Source organism: Microbacterium aurantiacum, assembly GCF_021654035.1.
Lineage (GTDB): Bacteria > Actinomycetota > Actinomycetes > Actinomycetales > Microbacteriaceae > Microbacterium > Microbacterium aurantiacum.
In genome coordinates, this window is sequence record NZ_JAJPDW010000002.1 from 361218 (window position 1) to 382348 (window position 21131).

General features: G+C 71.1%; 19 protein-coding genes. 7 read left to right on the forward strand and 12 right to left on the reverse strand.

Translation table 11 applies throughout. The features are described from left to right. Nucleotides 1–3: 3 nt before the first annotated feature. Both LTL01_RS07175 and LTL01_RS07180 read right to left on the reverse strand, forming a co-directional pair. Entirely contained in the window at nt 4–948 is a 945-nt protein-coding gene (locus LTL01_RS07175) for a response regulator transcription factor (protein ID WP_236967980.1), read from the reverse strand. A gap of 169 nt (nt 949–1117) precedes the next feature. Continuing rightward, a complete protein-coding gene (locus LTL01_RS07180; protein WP_236967981.1) occupies nt 1118–2134 on the reverse strand; it encodes a glycoside hydrolase family 6 protein in 1017 nt (338 codons plus the stop codon). Nucleotides 2135–2172: 38 nt separating this feature from the next. On the opposite strand from LTL01_RS07180, the gene truA reads away from it, so the two are divergent. The 4 genes from truA to LTL01_RS07200 all read left to right on the forward strand — a co-directional run bounded on the left by truA (nt 2173) and on the right by LTL01_RS07200 (nt 7817). Further along, entirely contained in the window at nt 2173–3012 is an 840-nt protein-coding gene (gene truA / locus LTL01_RS07185; protein WP_236967982.1) for a tRNA pseudouridine(38-40) synthase TruA, read from the forward strand. 89 nt (nt 3013–3101) lie between these two features. Beyond that, nucleotides 3102–3824, forward strand: a complete 723-nt coding sequence (locus tag LTL01_RS07190) for an endonuclease/exonuclease/phosphatase family protein (RefSeq protein WP_236967983.1) — start codon at nt 3102–3104, stop codon at nt 3822–3824. A gap of 88 nt (nt 3825–3912) precedes the next feature. Beyond that, the gene (locus tag LTL01_RS07195; protein ID WP_236967984.1) at nt 3913–6243 is read left to right on the forward strand and encodes a glycosyltransferase family 2 protein; all 2331 of its coding nucleotides are present in this window, start codon (nt 3913–3915) and stop codon (nt 6241–6243) included. Beyond that, complete coding sequence (locus LTL01_RS07200) at nt 6240–7817, forward strand: chitinase (protein ID WP_236967985.1); 1578 nt, start codon at nt 6240–6242, stop codon at nt 7815–7817. Before LTL01_RS07195 ends, LTL01_RS07200 begins: the two co-directional genes overlap by 4 nt. A gap of 66 nt (nt 7818–7883) precedes the next feature. Here the strand turns inward: LTL01_RS07200 and LTL01_RS07205 are convergent, their stop codons facing one another. Together LTL01_RS07205 and LTL01_RS07210 are read right to left on the reverse strand one after the other, a co-directional pair. Next, a complete protein-coding gene (locus LTL01_RS07205) occupies nt 7884–9725 on the reverse strand; it encodes an amidase family protein (protein WP_236967986.1) in 1842 nt (613 codons plus the stop codon). 62 nt (nt 9726–9787) lie between these two features. Next, a complete protein-coding gene (locus LTL01_RS07210; protein WP_236967987.1) occupies nt 9788–10546 on the reverse strand; it encodes a cohesin domain-containing protein in 759 nt (252 codons plus the stop codon). Nucleotides 10547–10924: 378 nt separating this feature from the next. Here LTL01_RS07210 and LTL01_RS07215 point away from each other — a divergent pair, with 378 nt between their 5' ends. Further along, nucleotides 10925–11380, forward strand: coding sequence for a VanZ family protein (locus tag LTL01_RS07215; protein WP_236967988.1), 456 nt, complete (start codon nt 10925–10927; stop codon nt 11378–11380). Between the two features lie 27 nt (nt 11381–11407). On the opposite strand, the gene LTL01_RS07220 is transcribed toward LTL01_RS07215, so the two are convergent. The 3 genes from LTL01_RS07220 to LTL01_RS07230 all read right to left on the reverse strand — a co-directional run bounded on the left by LTL01_RS07220 (nt 11408) and on the right by LTL01_RS07230 (nt 15145). Further along, a complete protein-coding gene (locus tag LTL01_RS07220; RefSeq protein WP_236967989.1) occupies nt 11408–11950 on the reverse strand; it encodes a cell wall protein in 543 nt (180 codons plus the stop codon). Nucleotides 11951–12020: 70 nt separating this feature from the next. Beyond that, nucleotides 12021–13814, reverse strand: coding sequence for a DUF4012 domain-containing protein (locus LTL01_RS07225; RefSeq protein WP_236967990.1), 1794 nt, complete (start codon nt 13812–13814; stop codon nt 12021–12023). Between the two features lie 20 nt (nt 13815–13834). Next, a complete protein-coding gene (locus tag LTL01_RS07230) occupies nt 13835–15145 on the reverse strand; it encodes a UDP-glucose dehydrogenase family protein (protein WP_236967991.1) in 1311 nt (436 codons plus the stop codon). 164 nt (nt 15146–15309) lie between these two features. Between LTL01_RS07230 and LTL01_RS07235 the strand changes: the two genes are divergently transcribed. Next, on the forward strand, nt 15310–15909 hold the full coding sequence (locus LTL01_RS07235) for a PepSY domain-containing protein (RefSeq protein WP_236967992.1): 600 nt from the start codon (nt 15310–15312) through the stop codon (nt 15907–15909). 106 nt (nt 15910–16015) lie between these two features. Here the strand turns inward: LTL01_RS07235 and LTL01_RS07240 are convergent, their stop codons facing one another. Genes LTL01_RS07240 through LTL01_RS07255 form a run of 4 tightly spaced genes read right to left on the reverse strand, consistent with a single transcriptional unit; the run spans nt 16016 to nt 19469 of the window. Beyond that, nucleotides 16016–16639: a TetR/AcrR family transcriptional regulator gene (locus tag LTL01_RS07240; RefSeq protein WP_236967993.1), complete on the reverse strand. Its 624-nt coding sequence runs from the start codon at nt 16637–16639 to the stop codon at nt 16016–16018. 15 nt (nt 16640–16654) lie between these two features. After that, nucleotides 16655–17755: an alcohol dehydrogenase catalytic domain-containing protein gene (locus LTL01_RS07245; protein WP_236967994.1), complete on the reverse strand. Its 1101-nt coding sequence runs from the start codon at nt 17753–17755 to the stop codon at nt 16655–16657. Then, nucleotides 17752–19236: a purine-cytosine permease family protein gene (locus LTL01_RS07250; protein ID WP_236967995.1), complete on the reverse strand. Its 1485-nt coding sequence runs from the start codon at nt 19234–19236 to the stop codon at nt 17752–17754. The genes LTL01_RS07245 and LTL01_RS07250 overlap by 4 nt, the downstream gene beginning before the upstream one ends. After that, on the reverse strand, nt 19233–19469 hold the full coding sequence (locus LTL01_RS07255; RefSeq protein WP_236967996.1) for a hypothetical protein: 237 nt from the start codon (nt 19467–19469) through the stop codon (nt 19233–19235). The genes LTL01_RS07250 and LTL01_RS07255 overlap by 4 nt, the downstream gene beginning before the upstream one ends. A 129-nt stretch (nt 19470–19598) precedes the next feature. Here LTL01_RS07255 and LTL01_RS07260 point away from each other — a divergent pair, with 129 nt between their 5' ends. Beyond that, nucleotides 19599–20417 (forward strand): nitrilase-related carbon-nitrogen hydrolase, encoded by an 819-nt coding sequence (locus LTL01_RS07260; protein WP_236967997.1) that lies wholly within the window; start codon nt 19599–19601, stop codon nt 20415–20417. Nucleotides 20418–20428: 11 nt separating this feature from the next. Here the strand turns inward: LTL01_RS07260 and LTL01_RS07265 are convergent, their stop codons facing one another. Beyond that, the gene (locus LTL01_RS07265; protein ID WP_236967998.1) at nt 20429–21028 is read right to left on the reverse strand and encodes a TetR/AcrR family transcriptional regulator; all 600 of its coding nucleotides are present in this window, start codon (nt 21026–21028) and stop codon (nt 20429–20431) included. Nucleotides 21029–21131: the final 103 nt, after the last annotated feature.

Genomic DNA, 21131 nt, shown 5'->3' on the forward strand with positions numbered 1-21131 from the left:
GCGTCACGCCGGCGAGCCGGCCTCCGCCGTCAGGCGGTAGCCGACTCCGCGCACCGTCTCGATGTAGCGCGGGTTGGTGGGGGAGTCGCCGAGCTTGCGCCGGAGGTTGGTCATGTGGGCCTCGATGGCGCGCTTGTCGGCCTCGCCCACGAAGTAGCTGGTGACGTACGACTCGCCCCGCAGGACCAGGGTGAGATCGGCTTTGGTCCGCACACGACGCTTGGACTCCATGAGGGTGGCCAGCAGGTCGAATTCGGTGCGGGTCAGATCGACTTCGCGATCGTCGATCAGGACGATGCGCGAATCAGGATCGAGCACGAGGTCGCGGTGCCGCACCGCGGTCGACCCGACGTGCTCGAGGGCGCCGTCGGAGGCAGGCGAGGCGGGGACCTCGCCACCCGACTCCGCGATCACCATGGTCGCGGAGGCCCCTGACGGCGGGGGAGGAACGGCATCGGTGTCGCCGTGTCGCGACACCGGGTGCCGCCCACCCGGGAACGACGGCCCGACCTGCTCCTGACGAGGAGCGGGCGCGGCCGTCGTTCCCGCACCGGCCGACTGCGCGGTTTCGCGCCGGCGGAGGATCGCATCCAGGCGGGCGCGCAGCTCGCGCGGACGGAACGGCTTGGTGAGGTACTCGTCGGCTCCGGCGCCGAGTCCGAGCACGAGGTCGGCCTCCTCCTTGAGCCCCGTGAGCATGATGATGTACGTGTCGCTCTGCTGGCGGATCCGCCGGGCGGCCTCGAAGCCGTCGATGCCCGGCATGTTGATGTCGAGCGTCGTCACCGTCGGCTGATAGCTGATGACGGCCTGCACGCCGTCGATGCCGTTGCCGACCGAGACGGTCGAGAACCCGGCCCCTTCGAAGACCTCGACGAGGAGGTGGCGGATCTCTGCGTCGTCTTCGACGATGACCGCGGTCTTGGGGACGCCGCTGGAGTCGTTCATGGGGATCTCTCGATGGTGAGGGGAGTGGAGCGCGGTAGCGCCGCGGGGTGCGAACACCTCAGGAGCCATGGGTCAGCGCCATGGTACACAGCAGACGGGCGCCCCCACCCGATTGTTATGGACTTGCGGTCCACGTCCTCGTCAGCCTAGCGGCGCACGCGCTGTGGATTCAGCGCACGTCGCGCGTGAGTTCCACCGCCGCCTCGGGCCACCATGCCCCCGCGGGCGGACCCCCGTTGCAGGTGCCGTCGCTCTCGCCGGGCGGCTTGATCCACAGGTTGGCGTCGATCACATCGTCGCCCCAGGTCCCCGAGGGCACGCCCACCCGGAGCCCGGGGACGTTGCACCACTCCGACCCCGTGTGCGGGGCGCCGTTGCGGGAGGTGTCGATCACGGCGTGCAGGTCGTCGAAACCCCACGCCTCCAGCTGCCCGACGAGCTGCCGCGCGTAGGCGGTCTCATCGGCGTCGGAGTTCGCGTTCGAGACGTTCGTGGCGAAGCCGCGGAGCGCACCGGGGGCCGCCTCGGCGACCTCGGCGATGAGGGTCGCCATCTCCCGAGGGGAGCGCCAGTTCGAATGGCCGCCGTCGACGTAGAGGAACGTGTCCTCCGCCGCGAGCCGCGAGGCGGCGTCGGCGATCTGCGCCGCCCGCACTTCCGGGCGGTCGCAGTCGAGCGCGAGGGCATCGGGTTCGAGGATGACGACGGTCGATCGCGCGGGCTCGGCGGCGAGCCCCGCGGCGATGGCGTCGATCCAGCCGGGGTAGTCTGCTGCATCCAGCCCGCCGGCGGAGAAGTTGCCGCAGTCGCGATCCGGCAGGCCGTAGACGGCGAGGACGGGAACGGCGTCCTGGGCGCGGGCCTCGGCGAGGATCTGCTCGACGGCGGCGGTGACACTGTCGGTCGGGTACGTCTCCGGCGTGAGCCACACCGCGGTCGGCTGGGCCGCGAGGTACGCGGCGGCCTCGGTCGCGGCATCCTCCCCGCCCTCCGCGGCGGCGCGGGCGGCGAACGAGTCGGGGGAGACGAAGAAGGCGTCCCCGGGCGCCGGGGGGCGCGGACCCTCGGCCGGCGCGAACAGCATCTGCCACAGGACGAATCCCGCCACGACGACGCCCGCCGTCCCGAGCACGGCGACGATGACGGCGCCGATCACCGTGCTGAGGCGTCGCCTGCGCTTTTCCACCCTCGGACTCTACCCGCGCCCCGCCGTAGGCTGAACGGGTGCGCCTCCGCCTGGACATCTCCTACGACGGCACCCACTTCCGCGGCTGGGCGCGGCAGCCGGGCCTGCGCACCGTGCAGCAGACGCTGGAGGAGGCCCTCGCCCGCGTCCTCGGGGGCGAGGGCCGTCTGGTCGTCGCGGGGCGGACGGATGCCGGGGTGCACGCGACCGGGCAGGTGGCCCACCTCGACCTCGACGACGCACAGGCGTCGCGCCTCGCACGCGGGCGCGCGCGGGAGGGAGAGGACGACGGCGGCATCGCTGCTCTCGCGCGCCGCGTCAACGGTGCGCTCGGGGCCTACGCGGACGTCACCGTGCGGCGCGTCCGCCGCGCTCCCGACGGATTCGATGCGCGGTTCTCCCCGGTGTGGCGGCGCTACGAGTACCGCATCGCCGACGACACCTACGACCCGCTGGAACGTCACCGCACCACGTTCGTCCGCGGCCGACTCGACGCCGACGCGATGGACGCCGCCGCCGGATCGCTCATCGGCCTCCACGACTTCGCCGCCTACTGCAAGCCGCGCGAGGAAGCCACGACGATCCGCACCCTGCTCGCGTTCTCGTGGCGGAGGGACGACGAGGGTGTTCTCGTCGCCCATGTGAAGGCCGACGCGTTCTGCCACAGCATGGTCCGCGCGCTCGTCGGGGCGTGCGTCGCGGTCGGGGAGGGGCGGCTGTCCGCCGAGGACGTCGTGCGCATCCGCGACGCCCGTGAGCGGGTGCCGGAGGTGAAGGTCCTCGCCGCGCGGGGCCTCACCCTCACCGAGGTCGGATACCCCGCCGACGAGCTGCTGTCCCTCCGGGCCGAGCAGACTCGGGCCCGCCGCGAGCTCTGACGCCGGCGGATGCCGCGACCTGGGAGTACACGACGGATCCACGTGCGCGATACCCGATCGTCACGCGGGAGTCCTAGGCTGTCCCCGTCATGAAAGTCATCTCGTACAACCTGCGCAAGCACCGCGCTGTCGGGGAGCTCGCCCACCTCGTCGAGCGCCACGCGGCCGACGTGCTGTGCCTGCAGGAAGCGGACACGAAAGACATCCCCGAGCGGATCGACGGCCTGCGCCTGGCGGATTCGACGCAGCGGAACCGCCTGGGCCTGGCGGTCTACTACCGGGAGAACACCTTCCGCGCGGTGGACGTCCGGATGATGGCGCTGAAGAAGTCCTTGCACGACCGGGTGCTCAAGCCCGCCGAGGAGCGCCTGCTCGGGGTCAAGCTCTACGACATCGACGACGGCCACGAGGTGGTCGTCGCGTCGTTCCACGCGGCCCCGCTGACGGCGCTCAACTCCCTCCGCCGCTACCAGATCCGCACCGCCCTGTCGGAGCTGCAGCTCATGGGCGACGGACTCCCCACCCTCATGGTCGGCGACTACAACTACCCGGTCTTCAAGGAGAACCTGGGGCAGCGCGTCCGCGATCAGGGGTACGAGCTGAATCTCAGCGATTCGCGCACCTACACCCGCTACCGTTTCTTCCGCGGCCATTACGACTTCGCCACCTCCATCGGGTTCGAGATCGATCGGGTCCGCACCCTCCCACAGGGGGACAGCGACCACCTGCCGATCCTGGTGACGGCGAGGCCGCTGACGGGGAAGGCGACGAACCTCAACGCGGGATCAAGAGAAGGCCAAGATCGGCGGTAACGCCCTGCGCGGCGGTGCAGTTCGGCCCTAGAGTCTGATCGGCCGTGACCGTGAAGCGGCACCCTCCTCGCGAAAGTGAACACCGCCGATGGTCGATCTCGCCGACGATCCGACGCGCCTCCCCGACGCCGACAACCTGTCCCCGGCGGTTGCGGCGATCGAGGACGACGCCCCGCCCACCGCGCCGCCCGTCGCGTCCCGACGACGGCGCCGGCAGTGGGGCACGGAACGCCCGCGGCCCCCGCTCCCCGCGGTTCATGCCCGTCCCTCGACCGCCAAGCTCATCTGGGGGCAGGTCGCGATCTGGGTGACGGTGGCCGTCTGGGCGCTGTACATGCTCACCGTCGCCGTGACGCTCCTGTTCGCGGGCGCCTTCGACTCCACCTGGCGGGTCATCGAAGCCGTCTCCTACCTGCTCGTCATCAGCGTGCTGACCTTCTCGGCCCTGATGTACCTCGTCGCCCGGCAGGGTGCCTACGAGCGCTTCGCCCGTCATCGGCGCGCTGACCGCGCCGAGCTCGATCGGCACTTCTCGTTCAGCCACGGTCCGCTCACCGTGCTCGTGCCCTCGTACGCGGAAGAGCCCGGCGTGATCCGCACGACCCTCTGGTCGGCGGCGCTGCAGGAGTACCCCTCGATGCGGGTGGTCCTCCTCATCGACGACAACCCCGACCCCGCCGACCCGGCCGTGGCGGCCAAGCTCGCCGAGACCCGTCGGATCGGGCCCGAGATCACGCGGGCGCTCGCCGGTCCCGCGGCGGACTTCCGCGAGGCCCTTGCGCACTGCGAGGCCGAGATCGCGGCATCCGGACAGGCGGACGAAGACCTGATGGTCAGGCTCGTGGACGTCTACACCGCCGCCGTCGACTGGCTCCGCGCCCTCGCGGCGACGCACGCGCGCGAAGACCACGTCGACGACTTCTTCGTCGACGAGGTGGTGCTCGGCCTCGCCGACGACCTCGACGCCACGGCCGGGGCGGTCATGACCGCGCTCGACGAAGGGGCGGTCGTCCCCGCCGAGCGCATGCGCGAACTGTTCCGGCGCCTCGTGTGGATCTTCTCCGCCGAGGTGACCTCGTTCGAGCGCAAGCGCTACGCGTCGCTGTCGCACGAGGCGAACAAGGCGATGAACCTCAACTCCTACATCGGTCTGCTCGGGGGGCGCTTCGCCGAGCAGCAGACCGAACTGGGCCTGCTCCTGCGCCCGGTGACGACTGCCGCCGAAGCGGACCTCGACGTGCCCTACTCGGAGTTCGTCCTCACCCTCGACGCCGACTCGGTCCTGCTGCGCGACTACTGCCTGCGCCTGGTGCACTTCCTCGAGCAGCCCGAGAACGCCAAGGTCGCCGTGACCCAGACCCCGTACTCGTCGTTCCGCGGGGCTCCGACCCGGGTCGAGCGGCTCTCGGGCGCGACGACCGACGTGCAGCACATCCTCCACCAGGGGATGACGGCCCACAACGCCACCTTCTGGGTCGGCGCAAACGCGGTCATCCGCATGGAGGCACTCGACGACATCCTCGAGATCGACACCGTCGACGGGTTCGAGGTCCGCCGCTATGTGCAGGACCGCACGGTGATCGAGGACACCGAGTCCAGCGTCGATCTCGGTGAGCACGGGTGGACGCTGGTGAACTACCCCGAGCGGCTCAGCTACTCGGCCACGCCGCCCGACTTCGGCACCCTCGTGGTCCAGCGGCGGCGATGGGCCAACGGCGGCCTGCTGATCCTGCCGAAGTTCTGGCGGCAGATGCGCGCGCACCGCCTTGCCCACAAGCCGATGGCGATCGGCGAGATCGCCCTGCGCGCGAACTACATGGCCTCCATCGCGTGGGCGAGCCTCGGCCTGGTGTTCCTCCTCGCCTACCCCTACGACAGCCGCCTCGTCAGTCCGCTCGTCCTCATCGGGGCGCTCCCGTACTTCCTGGCCATGGCGAGCGACCTGCACTACTGCGGCTACAAGCGCACCGACATCTTCCGCATCTACGGGTTCAACCTGATCCTGCTGCCGGTGAACATCGCCGGCGTGCTGAAGTCCATCCAGCAGGGGCTGACGGGCAAGAAGATCCCCTTCGCCCGGACGCCGAAGGTGAAGGACCGCACCGCCACACAGGTGCTCTACGTCGTCGCGCCCTACGTCATCGTGGGCTTCTCGCTCTTCGTCGCCTGGCGCAGCTGGCTCGACGGCGCGTGGGGGACCCTCGCGTTCTCGGCGTTCAACGCGTTCTGCTGCTCGTGGGCGATCCTCGCCAACATCGGCATCCGGAACTCCCTCGTGGACACCTGGATCGGGCTCACGGACTGGATGTGGGTGGATGCCGCTCCCGCGTCGTCCCGCGCCGGCGACGGCGAGGACGACAGCCCCGACTGGCGCACGGTGCTCCGGCAGGGCCACCCGGCGCCGGGGGGTCGGTCGTGAGGGTCGCGACGCGCGGTCGGCACGCCGGCAAGCGCCTGTCGCCCTGGCGGGTCGGAACGGCCGTCGCCGTGGTCGCCGCGATCGTCGCGGCCCCGTTCGTCGTGGGCGCGGTCCTCGGCCGACAGGCGGCAGCGGAGGCCACCGTGGCCGGACCCCGCTGGTTCGGCGGCTACTTCGACGTCCCCGCCGCGGCGGTGTCGGACACCCCGACGGTGGGGGAGGACGCGGCGATCGTCCTCGCGTTCGTCGTGGCGGAGGCCGAGGACGTCTGCGAACCGTCGTGGGGCACCTTCTACGGCCTCGACGAGGCCGAGCGCGAACTCGACCTCGATCGCCGGGTCGCACGGCTTCGGCAGGGCGGCGCCGACATCGTGGTGTCCTTCGGCGGCGCGATCAACACCGAGCTCGCCAGTGCCTGCCAGACCTCCGGCGAGGTCGCGGCCGCCTACCGCGACGTGATCGAGCGGTACGGGGTCGGCACGATCGATCTCGACCTGGAGTACGCCAACCTCAGCGACGAGGCCGCCGGCTACCGTCGCGCCGCTGCGGTCGCGCAGGTGCAACGGGAGCGTGAGCGCGCGGGACAGCCGTTGGAGGTGTGGCTGACCCTCCCGGTGGCGATGGACGGTCTCACCGACGAGGGCCTCACGGTGGTGCGTCAGATGCTCTCCTCCGGCGTCGACCTCACGGGGGTCAACGTCATGACGATGAACTACAACACCGACCTCGGCGACCGGTCGATGGGGGACATCGCCATCGACGCGGTCACCGCCACGCGCGGACAGCTGACGACCCTGTACGACCGCATGGACGTCGACCTCCCGCCCGAGGGGGCGTGGGCGATCCTCGGGGTCACACCCATGATCGGCCAGAACGACGTCGCCGGCGAGGTCTTCACGCTCCGCGATGCCGAGATGCTCCACGACTTCGCCTCCGATCACGCGCTGGGCCGTATGTCGATGTGGTCGCTCAATCGCGATCGCACCTGCGGGGCGAACTATCCGGACATCCAGATCGTGTCCGATTCGTGCAGCGGGATCGACCAGAAGGGGGAGAGCTTCGCCGCGATCCTCTCGGAGGGGTTCGACGGCATGCCGGCCGCCCCGGCGGCCCCGACGACGGCTCCGACGCCCGTGGCGGACGACCCCGAGACCAGCCCGTATCCGATCTGGTCGCCGGACACGGCGTACTCCACCGGCGTGCGGGTGGTGTGGCACGGCAACGTCTACAGCGCGAAGTGGTGGACGCTCGGCGACGCCGAACCGGACGACCCGACGCTGGAGGGCGACGAGACCCCCTGGACGCTCGTCGGCCCGGTGATGGCGAACGATGCGCCGTATGCGCCGCCGACCGTGCCGGACGGGACCTACCCCGTCTGGAAGCCCGAGGCGGTGTACACCGCGGGCGACCGGGTCCAGCTCGAGGGCATCCCGTACGTCGCGAAGTGGTGGACGCAGGGAGACGACCCCGCGCTCGGCCTCACCGACCACGACCGTTCGCCGTGGCGGGTGCTCCCGCCGACACCCACGGCGACGCCCACGCCGACACCCACCCCGACACCGACTCCGAGATGACGCCGAGGCCCCGGCATCCTGATGCGGATGCCGGGGCCTCGGGTCTCGGGGGCAGCGGGGGTGCGGTCAGTCGAGCGCCGGGTACAGCGTCGGCGACGTGCGGTGACCGGTGGCCTGCTCGTAGTCGAACGCGAACCCGAGCAGGGCGCCCTCGGAGAAGTCGCGACCGAGGAACTCGATGTTCGCTCCACCGCCGGGGATCTGCTCGCCCTCGACGGCCTGTCCCATCGGCACCGTCACCGCGGGGAGACCGGTGTTCGGGCTCAGGCGCATGTTCGTCCCGATCGTGCCGTACGGGTTTCCCGTCGGGTAGACGAGGGCGTCCAGACCTTCGGCCTCCATCATCGCGGTGACGATCTGCTTGCCGCGCGCCAGCTGCAGGGTGTGCGTGCCCTCCGGCCCCGCCCACGCCTCGTACGCCTCGGGGGTCACGCGGGAGCGCGAGACGTAGGTGGCGTTGTTCGGGTTGCTCGCGGTGATGCCGCGGTTCGGGATGATGTTCGGCGACTCGCTGATCTGCGCGAGGCTCCGCGTCGTCACCGCGGGGTTGAGGTACGCGTCGATGTAGATCTGCAGGTCGTGGTTGAACTCCGGGCCCGAACCGCTGCCCTCGGCGAGGATCGCCGCCCAGCCCTCGGGGGTGGCGACCTCGACGACCTCGGCGCCCTGCGCGCGCAGGTCGGCGATCGCGGCGTCGAACAGACGCACCGTGCTGGTGTTGGAGCCGATCATCGCCGTGACGTAGCCGATCTTCGCGCCCTCCAGGGCGGTCGACGACAGCCCCGAGGTGTACGACGCGGGAACCAGACCGCTCTGGCGGGCGGTGACCGGGTCGCCGTCGTCGATGCCGACGACCGCGTCGAGGGCGACGGCGGCATCCACGACCGAGCGGGCCATGGGGCCCCCGGTGTCCTGCGACAGGGCGAGCGGCACGATGCCGTCGCGGCTGGCCAGGCCCACCGTGGGGCGGACACCGACGAGCTGGTTGTAGTTCGACGGGATGCGGATCGACCCGCCGGTGTCGGTGCCGAAGCCGAGAGCGGCGAAGTTCGCCGCGATCGAGGCGCCCGTGCCGCCGGAGGAGCCGCCGGCGTTGCGCGCGGTGTTGTACGGGCTCGACACGTCCAGCGTCGATCCCGCGGCCTGCCCGGCGCTGAAGGTCGAGGACAGGTTGACGGCGAACTCGTCCATGCTCGCCTTCGCGAGGATCACGGCGCCGTCGGCCCGGAGGCCTTCGACCATGAACGCGTCGGTGGTCGTCTGGTTGCCGTCCCAGCATCCGCAGCCGGCGGTGGTGGGCATGTCGAGCGTGTTGTAGTTGTCCTTCAGCGCGACCGGGATGCCGAGCAGCATGCTCGTGAGCCCCGACTCGGCGCGCACGGCGTCGGCGGCGGCCGCGGCGGCGAGCGCCGGCGCGGAGCCGACCGTGACGATGGAGTTCAGCGCCCGCTGACCGTCGCCCTGCGCGACCCGGTCGTACGCGGCGATCCGGTCGATGTAGGCCTGGGTGATCTCGACCGAGGTGGTGACGCCGGCGTTCATCGCCGCCTGCATCTCGATCACCGACGCCTCGACGAGCTCGAACGGTCCGTCGTCGTAGATGATGCGCTGCGAGGCCGCGGCGAGGTCGGCGACCGTGATGACGCCGTCGGTGTCGAGGTCGACCTTCGACACCGCCGCCCATCCGGCATCCGTCGATGTCGTGCCGAAGGCGGAGGCGATGACGTCGAGATCGTCCGCGGTGACCTGGTGGTCGCCGGTGAGGTCGAGCTCGGTGTAGTACGGCATCAGGAACGGCGCGGATGCCGTGTCGTCGGCGACGGCGGTCGCGGGGAGCGTCACCGCGCCGGCCGTCAGGGTGCCGGCGATCGCGAGGGTCGCGATCGCTCGGGAGGTGGGGGTCTTCACCGCGGGGGTCCTCCGGGTCGTGGGGGCGGATGCGAGAGGGGTCGAGGAGGCGGAGCGGGCGCTCATCGGGTCACCGCCCGACGACGGAGGACGATCACGACGCCCACGGCGATGACGCCCGCGGCGAGGACGCCGAGGACGATCCAGACGGCTGCGTCCTGACCGGTCACCGCGAGCGGCGGGCCGGCGGTGTCGGGGGCGGGGGTGGCGTCATCGGTCGGCGGCAGGGGGGAAGTCGTCGCCGAGGACGTGGGCGTCGGCGACGGGCTCGGCGGCTCGGGCGCGGCCGTCAGCGCCGTGGTCGCCGAGACCACCGCGCCTTCGGGGAGGCCGATCGCTGTGCCGGAGGCGCTGAGGAACGTCGCGTCGGACACTGCGATCTCGGCGGTGCCACCACCGAGGGCGGTGAACGAGAAGGTCACGAGCTCCTGCGCACCCGACAGGCCGGGTGAGGTGCCCAGGCGCGTGTGCGTGAAGGTGGCGGTGCCGGCGTCGTCGGCGACGGCGTCGAAGCCGCCGGTCGGGAAGGTGCTCTCCCCGTCGACCAGGCCGAGCAGCGCCGGGTCGTAGGTGACGGCGAGCTCGTAGGCGAAGACGTCGGCGGAGGCGTCGACGGCGATGACGACCTCGACGGTGTCGCCTTCATCCGCGGCGGCGGGGGCGGTGATGCTCACCGCACCGATGGTCGGTGGCGCCTCGGCCGCGACCGCGGACGGTGCGAGGGCGAGGGAGCCGCCGAGGAGGGCGGTGGCGGCGGCGAGGGCCGCGACGGCGCGTGAGCGTCGTTGGAGCGGACGCCGTGCGGGGGTGTTCTCGGGCATGCGGGAGCGGGTCCTTCCGGATGGGGGGGATGCACCGGGTGTCGGGATGCCGCCCACCCTGGCACCGGCGGATTTCCCGACGGTTGCCCGGTGTTGCGCGCCCGTGTCGGGCAGTGAGACACCGGCGCATCCCGCGCACCGCATGCTGTGGCCGCGCGCGGGTTTCGCTTACCCTTGAGGGGAGGGTGTCCCCAGCATCCTCACCTCCCCGTCGCCGACGGCTTGCTTCGGGTGCGAGCCCCGGCATCTTTACAGACGGGTGTGCGGTCCGCGGTCTCCCCACCGCGGGCCGCACCACTTTCTGCGCCCGGCGCGAGAATTCACGCGCCGGAAACACGATGCCCTCGAGGGGACCCGCGGCGCGGATAGGCTCGGCGGGTGCCGCACCGCTCGAGACCCGCCGCCCTCGTGCTCCTGGCCTACGCCGTCGCGCTGGCGGCCATCGCGTTCTGGCCGGTGCCGGTGGACAGCGGGGCGGGCCCGCTCCTGCATGCGATCACGCGGGTGTTCCCCGTGCTGACGTACGACCGGATCGAGTTCGCGGCGAACATCGCCCTCTTCGTCCCGTTCGGCGTGCTCGTCACCCTGCTTGTACGGCAGGCGTGGCTGGTGCTCCCGCTGGGGTTCCTCACGACCCTCATGATCGAGACTGCGCAGGCGCTGCTGCTGGACCGTCGGACGCCGAGCGTCCTCGACCTCGTCGCGAACATGGCCGGGGTGTGCGTCGGCCTGCTCGTCGTGGTCTTCGTCCGCTGGCTCCAGGAGGAGCACCAGATCGCGGCGCCCGTCACGGCGATGCCGCCGCGTCCGCGGGTTCCGGCATCCCGCCGCTGAGGGTGCGGGACCGGCAGGGGCCGCGCGTCAGAGGCTGTCGCGGCGGCGGCGCACGACCGCCACGACGCCGAGGGCGGCGCCGGCGACGAGGAGGAGGCCCCCGCCGATCCAGAGACCGGTCATCGTCGCACTGTCGAAGCCGGTCACCGGGAGGCTCCCGTCCGGGTTCGTGACCGAGACCGCGGAGGTGCCGCCGGCCGAGGTCGAGGAGAACGCCGCGATGTTGTAGGTGCCGCGCGCATCGGCGGGGAAGGTGATGCGGACCCCGGCGAGCGAGCCGTCGGCGGTCGAGACGGCGTTTCCGCTCGCGGTGGAGACGGTGCGGATCATCCCGATGACGGCATCCGAAGCGTTCTCTCCCGTGACGGTGATGGTCACCGGTTCGTTCGCGGAGAAGGTGGCGGGGTCGCACGCGAAGAGCGTCGTGCCCCCCGGAACGGCCGTGGCGGGCGTCGCGGTGCACGACCCCGACGGCGGATAGATGGTCGAGGCGTGGGCTGCGGCGGGCACGCTCAAAGCCGCGACGGCGGCGATCGTCGTGGCGGCGAAGAACGTGGGGAGTCGTCTCATGGCTCGCCAAGTCTAAGCGGCACCTGTGACCGCCTCGTGTCGGGGGGATGAGAGAACGGTCACGATCGGGTCAGGGCGCGGCGCTCCCGCACGCCGCGGTGGGGACCGCCGATGCCGTCACCCCGGGGGTCTGGACGACCTCCAGCACGGATGCCGACGGCTCGGCGGTGTCGGCCCGGACGGTCGCGGTGGCGCTCTCTCCAGGGGCCAGGTCGACCGAGAACGTGAGGACCCGGCGGCCGTCGTGGACACCGCCGCCGAAGCCGCTCCCGTCGCTCATCGTCGCATCGGCGAGGGTGAAGCCGGCCGGCAGGTAGAGGTACCCGACGGTGCGGGCGACGCCCGGCGGCACGCCGAAGCTGCCGCCGCCGGTGATGTAGCCCGGAAGAGTGGCGGCATCCGCCGGAGCGTCGTTGCGGACCGTCACGGTGAGCTCGGCCTGACCGGTGACCCCGCGCGGGCCCGCCATGCAGGACGTCCAGTCAACGGTGGTGTCGGCGCCGGCGTAGTAGGTCATCTTCGACCCCGTGCCGTCGTTCAGGTACACCCCGAATCGTGCGACATCGGCATCCGTCCGGGGAAGACCCCCGGCCAGGGTGGTGTCGGCGAGCAGCGTCTGGTCGTCCTCGTGGGCGCTCCACAGCAGCAGGCGGCGCTCGTCGCCGGCGCGGGCCAGGGCGCTCACGAGGTCGGCGGGGCTGAACCCGCCGGTGGAGAGGGCATCGAAGACGGATGCCGCGGCGAGCGCGAAGAAGTCGTCCTGATCGGACGGGTTCTCGTAGCGGAGGTAGACCTCGTTGAGGAGAAGGGGGACGGCGTTCTCGCTCGTGAGGACGTCGCCCGTGGGCAGCTCGACTGGTCCGGTCGCCTCGAGGAGGTAGGACAGGGCGACGGGATCCATCGCGATCACGCCGTCGACGACCTGGCCGTCGTGCCCGCGCGCCCACATCTCCTGCGCCAGCTGTGCGGCGAGGGGGAAGTCGGGGACCTGTGTGACGTTCTGGATCCAGCGCCCGGGACGCTCGCCGTAGATGCCCTGCACCTCCGGGCCGAGCGGCAGGACCGAGGTGTCGTAGGTGGGGAAGTCGCCGGAGGACTCCTGCGCGGCCAGCGACATCCGTCCGTCGTCGGTGGAGAGGAGGGCGACCGCGCCCGGGATCCCCCCGAGGGAGCGCCACTCGGCGTTGTTCTGGAACAGGATCAGGTAGTTCCGCGGGCCGTCGGCGCCGAGCATGCCCGGGATGAGTGCGGTGGCCCGGGCGAGGGCACCGGCACCGAGCTGGACCTCGTCGAGGAGGTCGGAGACCTCGTCGACGGCGTCGCGGAGCGGCGCGAGGAGCGCAGGGCGGTCGAGGCCGTCGAGGGCCGCGGCAGCGTCGCGCACCCCGGCGGCTCCCGCGGCGGCCGGCTCCTCCAGTGCGGTGAACGCGGCGAGATCGATGCGTCCGTCGACGGGTGCGAGGGAATCCACCGAGAACGACGACGCCACGTCGACCAGCGGTGCGAGGGCGGATCCCGCGACGTCGTCGAGCGACGCCGCCACCGTCGAGACGGCGCGCAGCTGCGGGCCGATCCAGGCCACGCCCTCGGCGGCGCGCCACACCGGATCGCTCGTGAGGCGGTGCGCGGCGGCGGTTTCCGCGGAGATCTCCGCGATCGCGTCGGCGGCGGTCGCGGGATCGGCGAGCGACGCGCGCGCGGCGACCGCAGCGGTCTGAGCGTCACGCAGGTGGCCGTAGGCGAGGGCGCCGCGGATGCCGATCCACGCCGCAGCCAGGACCGTCAGGCCCACGAGCACGGCCAGGACGATCACGAACACCCGTCCGGCGGTCCGTGCCGGGCGGGGGAGGGTGGGGGTCGTCACGAGCCCAGCCTACGGAACCGTCAGGGGCGGCCCATCCCGGTGTAGGTGAAGCCGGCCGCCCGCCAGGCGGCGGCATCCAGGCAGTTGCGTCCGTCGACGATGACCCGCTGGGCGACGAGGGACGCCGCGTGCGTGGGGTCGAGCTCGCGCCGGTACTCGTCCCATTCGGTGACGACGATGACGGCATCCGCGTCGCGCAGCGCCTCGTCGAGGTCGGCGACGTAGGTCAGCTGGGGGTGGATGCGGCGGGCGTTCTCGATCGCCTCGGGGTCGGTGACGACGACGTTCGCGCCGAGGCCCTTCAGGCGGACGGCGACGTCGAGGGCGGGGGAGTCGCGGATGTCGTCGCTGTGCGGCTTGAAGGCCGCGCCGAGGACCGCGATCTTCCGCTCGAACACCTGGCCGTCGAGGGCGTTCACGACCAGCTCGACCGCGCGGTCGCGCCGCCGGAGGTTGATCGCGTCGACCTCGCGGAGGAACGCGATCGACTCACCGCGGCCGAGCTCTTCGGCGCGAGCCGAGAACGCGCGGATGTCCTTGGGGAGGCAGCCGCCGCCGAAGCCGATGCCGGCGCCGAGGAAGCGGCGTCCGATGCGGGCGTCGTGCCCGATCGCGTCGGCGAGCGTGGTGACGTCGGCGCCGGTGACCTCGGCGATCTCGGCCATGGCGTTGATGAAGCTGATCTTCGTGGCGAGGAACGCGTTGGCGGCGACTTTCACGAGCTCAGCGGTGGCGAGATCGGTGACGATGAACGGCGTGTTCTTCGCGACCGAGGGGTGGTAGACCTCGCGGAGGATGTCGGCGGCGCGCTCGCCGGCGGCGCCCTCGGGGACGCCCGCGACGAGCCGGTCGGGGTCGATGGTGTCCTGGACGGCCCAGCCCTCGCGGAGGAACTCGGGGTTCCACACCAGGGTCGCGCCCGTCGGGGCGACCTTCTCGGTGAGCGCGGCGGCGGTGCCGACCGGAACCGTGGACTTGCCCGCGACGATGTCGCCCTCGGCGAGGAAGGGGACGAGCGCGTCGACGGCGGCGTTGACGTAGGTGAGGTCGGCGGCGTAGCCGTCCTTCTGCTGGGGCGTGCCGACCCCGACGAAGTGCACCGCGGCGCCGCGGGCCTCGGCCATGTCGGTGGTGAAGCGGAGCTTCCCCGACGCGATCCCCTCGGTGAGGATCTCCTGCAGGCCCGGCTCGAAGAAGGGAGCCTCGCCCTTCGAGAGCGCGGCGATCTTGTGCTCGTCCACGTCGATGCCGACCACGTCGTGGCCGATCGAGGCCATGGCGGCCGCGTGGACGGCGCCGAGGTAACCGCATCCGATGACGGAAAGTCGCACGTGATCTCCTGGGGTGAGGGTGCAGAGGAAGCCCGCGAGGGCCGGGACAAGCCTTACATCTCTACCAGACCCGCATGACACGGACGTTTCGCCGGCGCCTATCAGCCTCGCGCGCGCGAGGCAAGGGACCGGCGCGTCCGGTCGTGGGCGTTCAGGCTGGACGCATGGCTCGTTCATCGTTCCCGCTCCGTCGCGCGCTCGCCGTCGGTCTGGCCGCAACCGCCCTCGCACTGACCTCGTGCTCGCCGCCCGAGCCCGTGGATCCCGTCGGTCCGGCTCCGTCGGCGGAGGGTGCTCCCGCCGAGGACGCCTCGCCCTCGGCATCCGCTCCGGCCGCCGGGTCGGGGTCCGACGCCGACGTCGTCGCGCAGTACGAGGCGGCGCGCGCCGCGGTCGACCTCGCCGAGCGCACCGCCGGGGGGATGGCCTTCGAGCTGGACGACGAGGACGGCGGCAACTGGGAGGTCCGCGTCGCGGTCGAGAGCGAGGAGTTCGAGGTCGTCGTGGATGCCGCCGGCACCGAGGTGCTGCGCAGCGAGCGCGACGACTCGCTCGACGGAGAGGACGCGGGACGCCTGAATGGTGTGCAGATCAGCCTCTCCGAGGCGATCGGGATCGCCGTATCCGAGTACACCGGCACCGCGCGTCTGGACGACGCCGACCTCACGACCGAGGGCGACACCGTGGCGTGGGAGATCGGCTTCGCCGACGACGTGGAGATCTACCTCGACGTCCTCGACGGCCGGGTCATCCGCGTCGACTGACGGCCGGCGCCCGGTCGGCGGCGGCCCGCCACCCGTCGAAAACGCGGGAGATCCGGATGCTGAGGGCCGATCTGAGGGCCGCCGGCGTTGGCATTTCCCGCGTTTTTCACGGCGATGTCGTCACAGCGGCCGCTTGCACGGCAGCGATGGCCACGTCGACGGCCAGCGCGAACCCCGCAGACGCACGCGAGGCGTCGTCCTCACGGGCCGCCGCGGCGAACAGCTCGGGGTTCTCCGCCGGGTCCGCCTGCCACAGCGGCACCGGCGATCCTGCATCCACCGCCGAACCGAGGACCACCGCGTCGATCATGGCGGCGAAGGCCATTCGGCGGTCCACCGGGGTGCCGAAGTCACGGAGGATCTCGAACAGCGCCTCGTAGATCGCCAGGGTGAGGGCGTCCTGCACGGGGGAGGAGACCAGGACGATCACGACCCCGGGGGCGGTCGCGAGGGCCGCGCGCACGTCGCCCATCCAGGAGCGGAGGCGCTCCTCCGGAGACCGGGTGCCGTCCCGCAGCGCCTGCACGTCGATGCGCGCGTACAGCTCCTCCCGCATCCGATGGATGATCTCCAGCCGTCCGCCCGGCAGGTGGTGGTAGAGCGAGGAGGGGTTCACCTTCAGTGCCCGCGCGATACCGGGGATCGTGAAGTCGCCCTTCTCCTCGACGAGCGCGAGCGCCGCGCGGGCGATCGCGCTCGTCGAGAGGATGTTCTGCGAGGGACGGGGCATCCGTTTCCGATCGGATCAGAGAACCAGGACGCTGCGTCCCTTGGCGCCGGCGCGCATGAGGTCGAAGGCGTCGTTGACGTCGGCGAGCGCGAAGCGGTGGGTTATGAGCCGATCGATGGGGAGTTTCCCGTCGAGATAGAGGCGCGAGAGCATCGGGAAGTCACGCGCCGGCACCGTTCCGCCGTAGTTGGACCCGAGAAGTGCCTTCCCCTCCTCGGCGAGCGCGAGCGCGTCGATCGGGACCGGGCGGTCCTGCGGCGGAAGACCGACGATGACGGCGGTTCCGCCGCGCTGGAGGGTGGTGGGCATCAGGGCGATCGTATCGGGACGGCCGATCGCCTCGAAGGCGAAGTCCGCCCCGTCCGCGACGATCTCGCGCACCCGCTCGGCGAGGTCGGGACCGGAGCGCACCGTGTGCGTCGCTCCGAACTCCTTCGCGAGGGCGAGGGCGTCGTCATTCACGTCGGCCGCGATGATCGGGCTCGCGCCGGCGAGGGCCAGGCCCATGATGATGCTGAGGCCGACACCTCCGGCCCCGATCACGACGGCCGAGCGCCCCGCCTGGACGCGGGCGTCGTTGACGACCGCGCCGACGCCGGTGGCGATGGAGCATCCGATCAGCGCGGCGACGTCGAACGGCACCTCCGCGGGCACCCGGATCGCGGCCTGCTCGGCGACGACCACCCTTTCGCTCATCGATCCGACGGCGAGATAGGGGTAGACCCGGGCGTCGTCGATCGTCGTCGGGGTGGAGCCGTCCGGGAGGAGGCACTCTTCCGACCGCGAACCGGTGCACACCCAGGTGCGCCCCTGTCGGCAGCTTGCGCACGTGCCGCACGGGTAGAACCAGGTCATGATGACGTGGTCGCCGACCGCGAGGGACGTGACGCCCTCGCCGACGGCCTCCACGACACCGGCGCCTTCGTGGCCCATGATCGTCGGGGTCGGCATCTGCCAGTCGCCGTCGAGGACGTGGCGGTCGGATCCGCAGACACCGGAGGCGCCGATGCGCACGCGCACTTCGCCGCGACCCGGAGCGCGCAGGGTGACCTCGCGGAGGTCGAGTCGCTCGGATCCGGTGTAGACGGCGGCGGTGGTGGTGAGGACGTCGCTCATCGGGTGATCTCCAGAGGGCGGGTGCGGTAGAACGCCGCGGTGAGGGCGAGGTAGGCCACCGCCGCGACGACGGCGGCGGGAACGGATGCCGTGATCACGAGGAAGGCCGGCTGCGTTTCGAGCGTGATCGGGTTGTACAGCCACAGGTAGAAGATCGCGCCGAGGAGCAGGGAGATCATCCCGGCCCAGTTCACTCCGCCTCGGAACGCGTACAGCGTGCCGCGCTGACCGAGGTGGATCTCGCGCAGGTCGATCCGCTGCTTCCGCAGGAAGAAGTAGTCGGCGAGGGCGACACCGCAGACGGATGCGAGGAAGGCGCCGGACAGCGTGACGAAGACGATGAACTGCTCGTACATGAACTGCGGGAAGAACGTCATGATCGCCGGCAGGACGAAGAACGCCGCGGTCAGCACCTTCCAGGGGACGCGCGCCAGAAGCCTCCCCGACGACTGACGGATCGCCAGGATCGTCGAGTAGACGATCGACGACATCGAGGTGATGTTGGCGAAGGCGATGAAGATGAGCACCGCCACGCCCAGCACGGCGCCGCCGAAGGGCACCATCCAGACGGTCGGGTCGGAGTCTCCGAGGGTGAGTGCCGCGGCCATCCCGACGATCTGCGCGACGAGCGTGGCGATGAGGAGACCGCCGTAGGCCGGCCACACGGCCGCCTTGCGCGTGCGCGTCATGCGCGCGAGCGACCCCATCACCGGGTACCAGGAGACGCCGACGCCGGCGTTGAACTCGACCGCGATCATGAAGTTCAGCACGTCGTTGTCGAAGGGGGCGAGCGGGGCTGCGGTGAAGAGGGTGCCCCACGAGGTGTTGATGACGAGGAACACCATCATGATGACGGTGATCACGGCGAGACCCGGGGCGATGTAGGCGTTGAAGCGCCCGATCGTCACCGGCCCGCGCGAGAGCACCCACCAGGCGAGGAGGATCGCGACGAGCCCACCGGCGGTGACGAGAGGACCGTACTGGTCCAGTTCGGCGCCGGTGAGGGTCGCGGCGACCTGGCTGGTGGCGCGACCGGCCATGACGGCGAGGAGCGAGGACCAGCCCATCTCGGTGATCAGGATGACGGTGAAGACGAGGATGCCGACACCCACCACCCCGAAGGCGCCGCGGAGGAGGGTGTACTGCTCGGACCCCCAGCGCTGAGAGGCGACGACGGAGGCGAGCACCATGATGCACAGGCCGATCGCGTTGCCGATGAGCATCGCGGCGATGCCGGCCTGGAAGCCGACGAGGAGGGCCGTGGACCCGCCGACCAGGAAGGCCCAGGTCGCGATCGCGAGCGCGGTGTTCACCCACGTGAAGTCGAGCGCGCTCCAGGTGCGTTCCTTCTTCAGCAGCGGGAACGTGCCGAAGACGTGCTCGCTGGAGAGCATCGGGTCGGCGAGGGGTGCGCGGTCTCGGGCGGCCGAGCGGCGGGCGGCGGCGCGGGAGCTCGTCGCCTTCGCATCGCGCGCGCTCACAGGATCACCATCACAGCGCCGATGGCGACGGCGGCCACGGTCACGCCGACGTAGACGGCCAGCTCGGCTCCGGTGAGGGGGAGGCGCGAGGAGTCGTCCTTCTCCTCGGATTCGATGACCGCGATGCGTCGTTCGAGCTCCGACGCGACGGCGGGCTCGGTGCCTCCGGCGATCATGGCGCGTTCGAACTCGACGCCGGTGGTGCCGGCGGCGGCACGTCTCTGTGTCGACATGGGGATCCTCTGTTCGGGTGAGGTGGACGGATGTGGAGAGCGGGGGGCTAAACCAAATCCGTTTTGGTTTGTGACATCATGGCGGCGTCAGGACGCGGGTGTCAACGATGATTGCGTCAGGAGGACGAAATGGATGATCTCGTGGCCCCCGTGGTGGCCGTGGCGCAGTCCGAGGCCGTCGTCGATGACGTCGACCGGAACCTGGTGACCCTCGCCCGCCTGGCCGCGCGAGCGCGCGATCTCGGTGCGGACCTCGTCGTGACCCCGGAGCTGTTCGCGACCGGATACGCCCCCGACCGAGCGTGGCGTCACGACGGCGCGGCCGTACGCGATTCTTTGGCGGCCATCGCGCGCGCCGAGCAGATCGCATTGGTCGCCTCGAGCGTCGAGTCCGTCACCGGCGTCGAGGGCGCCGCGCACCGCATCACCGCGTCGCTGTTCGATCCGGATGCCGGAGAGGTCGTCCGATTCGGCAAGCGACACCTGTTCGGCGAGACCGAGCGGGCGTGGATGACACCAGCGGACGCCTATGCGCCGCCGTTCACGTGGGCGGGTGTCTCCTGGGGCGGTGGCATCTGCTACGACGTGGAGTTCCCCGAATTCGCCCGAGCGCAGGCGCTCGCGGGCGCCGACATCCTCTTGATCCCGACCGCCGTGCCGGTCGCCGAGGAAGGCGTCGTCGGGCTCGGGGAGGCGTGGCGGTACTCCGCGTCGCTGACGTCGACGCTGCAGGTGCCCGCGCGTGCTCTGGAGAGCGGCGTCGCCATCGCGTACGCCAACCACTGCGGCCCGGGTTTCACCGGCCGCAGCTGCATCGCGACACCGTTCGGTCGTCACGCGGTGCTCCTCGGCGACAGCGAGGACGTCGCGGTCGCGCGGATCCCGCTGGATGCCGTGCGCCACGCGCGGGCCGTGAACACGTACGGCCCCGATCTCGCGCGCGGGTGAGCGTCCGCCTCTTACAGCGGGACGGCAAGGAAGCCCGACAGGATGCGGCGGATCACCGCGGATTGATGTATGCCGGAGTCGGTATAGAGAGCTTGGAGTTGGAGGCCGTCGGAGAGGGCGACGTACGTCCGAGCCGCGTCGGCGGGGAGCATGTCGCCCCGCAGCAGGCCATCGGCTTGCAGTTGGAGGAAGCTCGAGAGCACGTTGTCGTAGATCAGTGCGTATCGATCCTGGAAGTACTCGTGCATCGGATGATCGACGTCTGTGGCCTCTGCGGCGATGATCGCGAACATGCGAGTCAGGTCTCGGTCGGCCTCGTCGCGTTCGGCGATCGCGACGAGCCCTCGCAGGAGGTCGAGGCCACTGCGCCCTTCCAGACGGGTCTGCGCGTCGAGGTCACGGCGCTCGAAAACGGCCTCGAGGAGCTCGGTCTTGCTGGCGAAGTGGTGGGTGAGACCGGGCGCGGTCATGCCGGCGCGCTTGGCGATCTCCGCGACCGTGGCGCCGCTGAAGCCGACCTGCGAGAAGACGGAGAAGGCGGCGTCGACGATCTGCTCTCGACGCTGAGCGGTCTTGCGGTACTCCCCGCGGGCTTTCACCGATGTCGCCATCGCATCAAGATAACAACACGATAAAAACCTTTGCCCTCTAAGAAATTGGTGTTAGCGTGACGACGTTGGCACGACGCCGCAGTCGCAATCACCCGTACCCGGA

What these genes read in the sequence shown, in the direction of transcription:
- LTL01_RS07235 (WP_236967992.1), top strand. Translation starts at nt 15,310, where the DNA reads ATGGCTCGTTCATCGTTCCCGCTCCGTCGCGCGCTCGCCGTCGGTCTG.
- LTL01_RS07195 (WP_236967984.1), top strand. Translation starts at nt 3,913, where the DNA reads ATGGTCGATCTCGCCGACGATCCGACGCGCCTCCCCGACGCCGACAAC.
- LTL01_RS07210 (WP_236967987.1), bottom strand. Translation starts at nt 10,546, where the DNA reads ATGCCCGAGAACACCCCCGCACGGCGTCCGCTCCAACGACGCTCACGC.
- LTL01_RS07255 (WP_236967996.1), bottom strand. Translation starts at nt 19,469, where the DNA reads ATGTCGACACAGAGACGTGCCGCCGCCGGCACCACCGGCGTCGAGTTC.
- LTL01_RS07265 (WP_236967998.1), bottom strand. Translation starts at nt 21,028, where the DNA reads ATGGCGACATCGGTGAAAGCCCGCGGGGAGTACCGCAAGACCGCTCAG.
- LTL01_RS07175 (WP_236967980.1), bottom strand. Translation starts at nt 948, where the DNA reads ATGAACGACTCCAGCGGCGTCCCCAAGACCGCGGTCATCGTCGAAGAC.
- LTL01_RS07240 (WP_236967993.1), bottom strand. Translation starts at nt 16,639, where the DNA reads ATGCCCCGTCCCTCGCAGAACATCCTCTCGACGAGCGCGATCGCCCGC.
- LTL01_RS07245 (WP_236967994.1), bottom strand. Translation starts at nt 17,755, where the DNA reads ATGAGCGACGTCCTCACCACCACCGCCGCCGTCTACACCGGATCCGAG.
- LTL01_RS07260 (WP_236967997.1), top strand. Translation starts at nt 19,599, where the DNA reads ATGGATGATCTCGTGGCCCCCGTGGTGGCCGTGGCGCAGTCCGAGGCC.
- LTL01_RS07190 (WP_236967983.1), top strand. Translation starts at nt 3,102, where the DNA reads ATGAAAGTCATCTCGTACAACCTGCGCAAGCACCGCGCTGTCGGGGAG.
- LTL01_RS07220 (WP_236967989.1), bottom strand. Translation starts at nt 11,950, where the DNA reads ATGAGACGACTCCCCACGTTCTTCGCCGCCACGACGATCGCCGCCGTC.